Genomic DNA, 4,187 nt, shown 5'->3' on the forward strand with positions numbered 1-4,187 from the left:
GCAACTGCGGTATTTGAGCGCGCGCTAAGCTTATCTTTACGTAATGAGAGCGTTGAGGATTCGCTGCGTTTTGCCAAAACTTGGCAAGATCAAAACCCCGACCACGTGCCCGCTTGGTTTTATGTGGCGCATTTGGCCCTGCGCGCGCACGATTATGAATTGGCGGGCGCCACTCTAAACCGCATTTTAAGCTATGCCCCGCGAGCCGATCTGAGCGAAATCCTGATTGGCATTTATCCAAATACTGATGAAGACAAACGCGAGTTGCTTGCCGCTTTGCAACCTATCGATAGCGAGCAAAACGCTTCGCTTTCGGTATTAAAGGCTGGTTTGCTGTATCAATTTGATGAGCCTGAGGTTGCTATTGTCCATATCGATCGCGCCCTTGCGCGCCAGCCAGATTATGTGCCTTTTATCACTTTAAAAGCCGACATCTTACGCAAGACCAAGCCATCAGCTGCCGTGCTTGATTATATTAATCAAGCGCGCCTACGTAACCCTGATAGCAAGAGCTTATACTTATATGAGATTCGCTACTTACTTGATTTGCGGCAAAGCGAGCAGGCTTGGCAGCTGTTACTTGATGCACACGGGCGCTTTGCTGATGATGACGAAATCACTTTGCTCGCCGCACTGGTGAGCTTGGACGTTGAAGAGTACGCCAGCGCCGACCAGCTGCTTAATATCTTGGCTAAAAATCCGGCTTATCTTGACCAAGCCTATTACTACCTTGGTATCAGTGCCGAGCGCCAGCAGCGCTTTGAGCAAGCAAAATACTATCTCAATGGTGTGATGCAAGAGGACTTGGTGTTAGAAGCGCGGCGAAAAGTGGTGTCGTTTGAGCTGCTAAACGATGACGTCGATGGCGCCATTGCCACTTTAGAGAAGCTGCGTAAAGACTTTAGCATCTTCGCGCCTGACAGCTTTGTCATGCAAGCGGATATCTTATGGCAGCAAAATGAGCCCGAGGAGGCGCTACGGTTATTAACGCGCGCCAGCCGCAAATATCCTAATAATGAGATGCTGCTATTTGCCCGCGCGCAGCTGCTTGACGACAAAGACGACTATATCGTTAAGCGCACTTTATTGAATCATTTGCAAACGCTCGACCCAACCAACCTTGCTTATCAGCTTAGCTATGCGCAGTTATTGCTCGCCAATGAACGCAGCTCCAAGCAAGGTTTGGCGCTAGCAACGGCTATCATTCAAATCCGTTATGATGACCCGCGCTATGACAATGAGCTGCATTTGCAAGCGTTAAACGTACTCGCCGCCAATGCTTTAGCGAACGAAGATTATCAACAAGTCATCGATTATCTACAAACCCCGTACGACGTCTTTCCAACCTTACGTTCAGGCACGATACTGCTGCGCGCTTATCAAGGGCTAGGCGATAATGAAAAAGTTGAGGCGTTGCTTGCTGAGTTACAAGAGCGTTTTTCATTTGGACAGCGCAACGTCAATGACCGTATACAGCTTTATTAAAGTGCTTTTTGCTCAAAGCTTATTGGATACTCATCATAAAATACGATTAAAAATAAAAACGTTTGCGCTAAAAACTACAAGCCAGTTATAAGAAATGAACAGCCGCGCATCAGCGCGTAACAAATCATGCTTAAGCTAAGCGTTTATTGTTTCATTTAATCTTTTAACAAATCTGTTGCTTTTAAAACTTGTCTATTTTTGAGGATATATCATGTCAGTATTAAAAAAAAACCAGCCGAATAAACTGGCGCTATTTAGCGCTTTAACCGCCGCGCTCGTTATCACATCTGGTTGCCAATCATTAAAAACCGCCAATGCTACCAACCAGCCTATCGGCACGGTACAAGGTCAGAAACCTGAACAACCTAAAAAACTTGAGAACTTTAATATCACGGGCAAGATCGGCGTTACCACACCGAGTAAGGACAATTCAGGAAACCAAGGCGGCAGTGCGTTTTACGCATGGGGGCAACAAAATGACCGCTTTGCTATCGAATTGATCGGCGCGCTCGGCATTGGCAAAACCAATATCGAATATAATGGTCAAACAGCAACTTTAGTCAGTGAAAAAACCGGTACGTTAACCGCCGCCGACCCTGAAACCTTGCTCAAAAAAGCCACGGGCTGGCAAGCGCCGATTTCACAAATGCCGTATTGGATATCGGGTCGCCCAGCGCCTTCAGACAGCGCGCCACAGCTTGATGACCAAAACCGTTTGATTAGTTCGGTCAATGGTGAATGGCAAGCGAACTTTAGTTATAAAGGTAACGACAAATTGCCAAATAAAATCAGTGCCGTACAATCAAAAGGCAATAAAGTGGTGATGACCATCGACCATCAAAAATAATGGCCTTATGTAGACAGTAGAAAACACTATCTTTACGCACAATTCATAAAGACATTTATTTATGACTGAACGCACCACCGCAACATCAGTTATCACGCGCTTGTCGCCGGCAAAGATTAATTTATTTTTGCATATCACCGGTAAGCGCGCTGATGGCTATCATGATCTGCAAACCGTCTTTCGCCTGCTCGATTGGGGCGACTATCTGCATTTTACGTTTGTAGACAATGCAGCAATTTCTATTATAGATAAAACCTTCGACGCTACTAAGCTTTGTCATCAGCTGCTAACGCTCGCTGGTGCCGATACCATAACCAGCAGTATCGATGACAATCTGATTTTTAAAGCCGCCCGTGCATTATTGGCATTTGCTCTTCAAGCAAATAGACTACCTAAACAGCTGCAATCAGTACAAATCACCTTGGATAAGCATTTACCAATGGGTGCAGGTTTAGGCGGTGGCTCATCCAATGCCGCAACGACATTGATAACGCTAAATGAGATTTGGCAGCTTAATTTTGATCAAGATACGCTTATAAAAATTGGTGCTAAAGTTGGCGCGGATGTGCCAATCTTTATTTTTGGTCAAGATGCCATTGCAATGGGAATTGGCGAGAAGCTAACAGCGATTGATTTACCCAATCAACACTATTTAATTCTGACGCCTGATGCTCACGTTAATACTGCCGAGCTGTTCGCTCATCCTAAGCTACAGCGAGATAGCGCCCCACTATCGATTGAACTGATTAAAAGTCAGGCTAATGATTATGTGCAGAATCTAAATACGCCTTATCGTAATGTCTTTATGCCAGTTGTAACTAGCCTCGCTCCTGCCGTCGATAAAGCACTACGTTATCTCCAAGGCTTAGAGAAGCAAGCATTAGGAGCAGCACGAATGACAGGTTCTGGTAGTGCTGTGTTTTTGCCATTGGATGCAAGTATTGCTACTGATAAGGTGCTTTTGGAAAAGTGGATTAAAGAGGCTCCTTGCTCGGGATATGTGGTAGGTAATTTGTGATACAACCTATAGATTGAATCAAACTATTAGTCGATTGCGTCTTTTAGACACATAAATATCTTATAAGCCTCAAAATAAGTGGGTATCAATATGAACCATTCATATCTAAATAATAGTCTAAAAATAGCCGTGGTTTTTATTTGCCTGTCATCAAGTTTGACTGGTTGTACATCTTTATCTCAATCTCATGATAAGTCTAACCATTTATCCGATAAAATCACTTTGCCACAGCAACCAGATGTAAAAGAAAAAGATAGCTCTCAAAAAATAGCGTTTCCTCAGCAGGATGCTAAAGCTAGCTCTCCTACTGAACTATTCACTTATGCTGCTGCTCTTTCAATGCGCGAGATTAATTTTGTCTATAAAGGCAAATATGTCATCAAAAATAACTGTTTATACTTTGTCAAAAATAATAATGAATATTTTAGCCCTATTTTTTATCCAGACAGAGCCATTCTTTTTGAAAACGAACAAACTATTTCCTTAAATGGAACCAAAGTTAAACTCGGTGAAGAAGTCATCACTAGTGGTGTCATTAAAAAGCATATAAAAGGTTATTATTTACGAAAAGGCGATACTGTTATTGATGAGCCAGAGAATACCGCTTGTTTAACAGAGCCTGCGGTATTTATGAGCGGTAGAGTGGTTGATCCTCTTGTTTAAATAACGTTATTGGCACATTTACTTGTACTTTTAAAGGTTAATAAGAAGTCTGTGTTCACTAGCATCTTAGTTATGCTGTTCACACTAATTTATTTAGTTTTGAATAAAAGCCATAAAAAAAGCTAAAGACCTTGCAAATTCTGAAAACTTATTTATAATAGGTCGCCTCAATAG

General features: G+C 42.9%; 4 protein-coding genes. All 4 read left to right on the forward strand.

What is annotated here, in order from left to right; all coding sequences use genetic code 11:
* Positions 1 to 1,485 (forward strand): tetratricopeptide repeat protein (locus tag V7D75_RS14250; protein WP_333615094.1); only part of this gene is annotated, 1,485 nt, incomplete at its 5' end.
* 211 nt (positions 1,486 to 1,696) lie between these two features.
* Positions 1,697 to 2,332, forward strand: a complete 636-nt coding sequence (lolB, locus tag V7D75_RS14255; protein WP_333615095.1) for a lipoprotein insertase outer membrane protein LolB — start codon at positions 1,697 to 1,699, stop codon at positions 2,330 to 2,332.
* Positions 2,333 to 2,393: 61 nt separating this feature from the next.
* Positions 2,394 to 3,350, forward strand: coding sequence for a 4-(cytidine 5'-diphospho)-2-C-methyl-D-erythritol kinase (gene ispE / locus V7D75_RS14260; protein WP_333615096.1), 957 nt, complete (start codon positions 2,394 to 2,396; stop codon positions 3,348 to 3,350).
* 90 nt (positions 3,351 to 3,440) lie between these two features.
* The gene (locus V7D75_RS14265) at positions 3,441 to 4,013 is read left to right on the forward strand and encodes a hypothetical protein (protein ID WP_333615097.1); all 573 of its coding nucleotides are present in this window, start codon (positions 3,441 to 3,443) and stop codon (positions 4,011 to 4,013) included.
* The last annotated feature ends 174 nt before the right edge of the window (positions 4,014 to 4,187 follow it).

Origin of the sequence: Psychrobacter sp. (assembly GCF_036731945.1) — a bacterium.
Lineage (GTDB): Bacteria > Pseudomonadota > Gammaproteobacteria > Pseudomonadales > Moraxellaceae > Psychrobacter.

What these genes read in the sequence shown, in the direction of transcription:
- lolB (WP_333615095.1), top strand. Translation starts at nt 1,697, where the DNA reads ATGTCAGTATTAAAAAAAAACCAGCCGAATAAACTGGCGCTATTTAGC.
- ispE (WP_333615096.1), top strand. Translation starts at nt 2,394, where the DNA reads ATGACTGAACGCACCACCGCAACATCAGTTATCACGCGCTTGTCGCCG.
- V7D75_RS14265 (WP_333615097.1), top strand. Translation starts at nt 3,441, where the DNA reads ATGAACCATTCATATCTAAATAATAGTCTAAAAATAGCCGTGGTTTTT.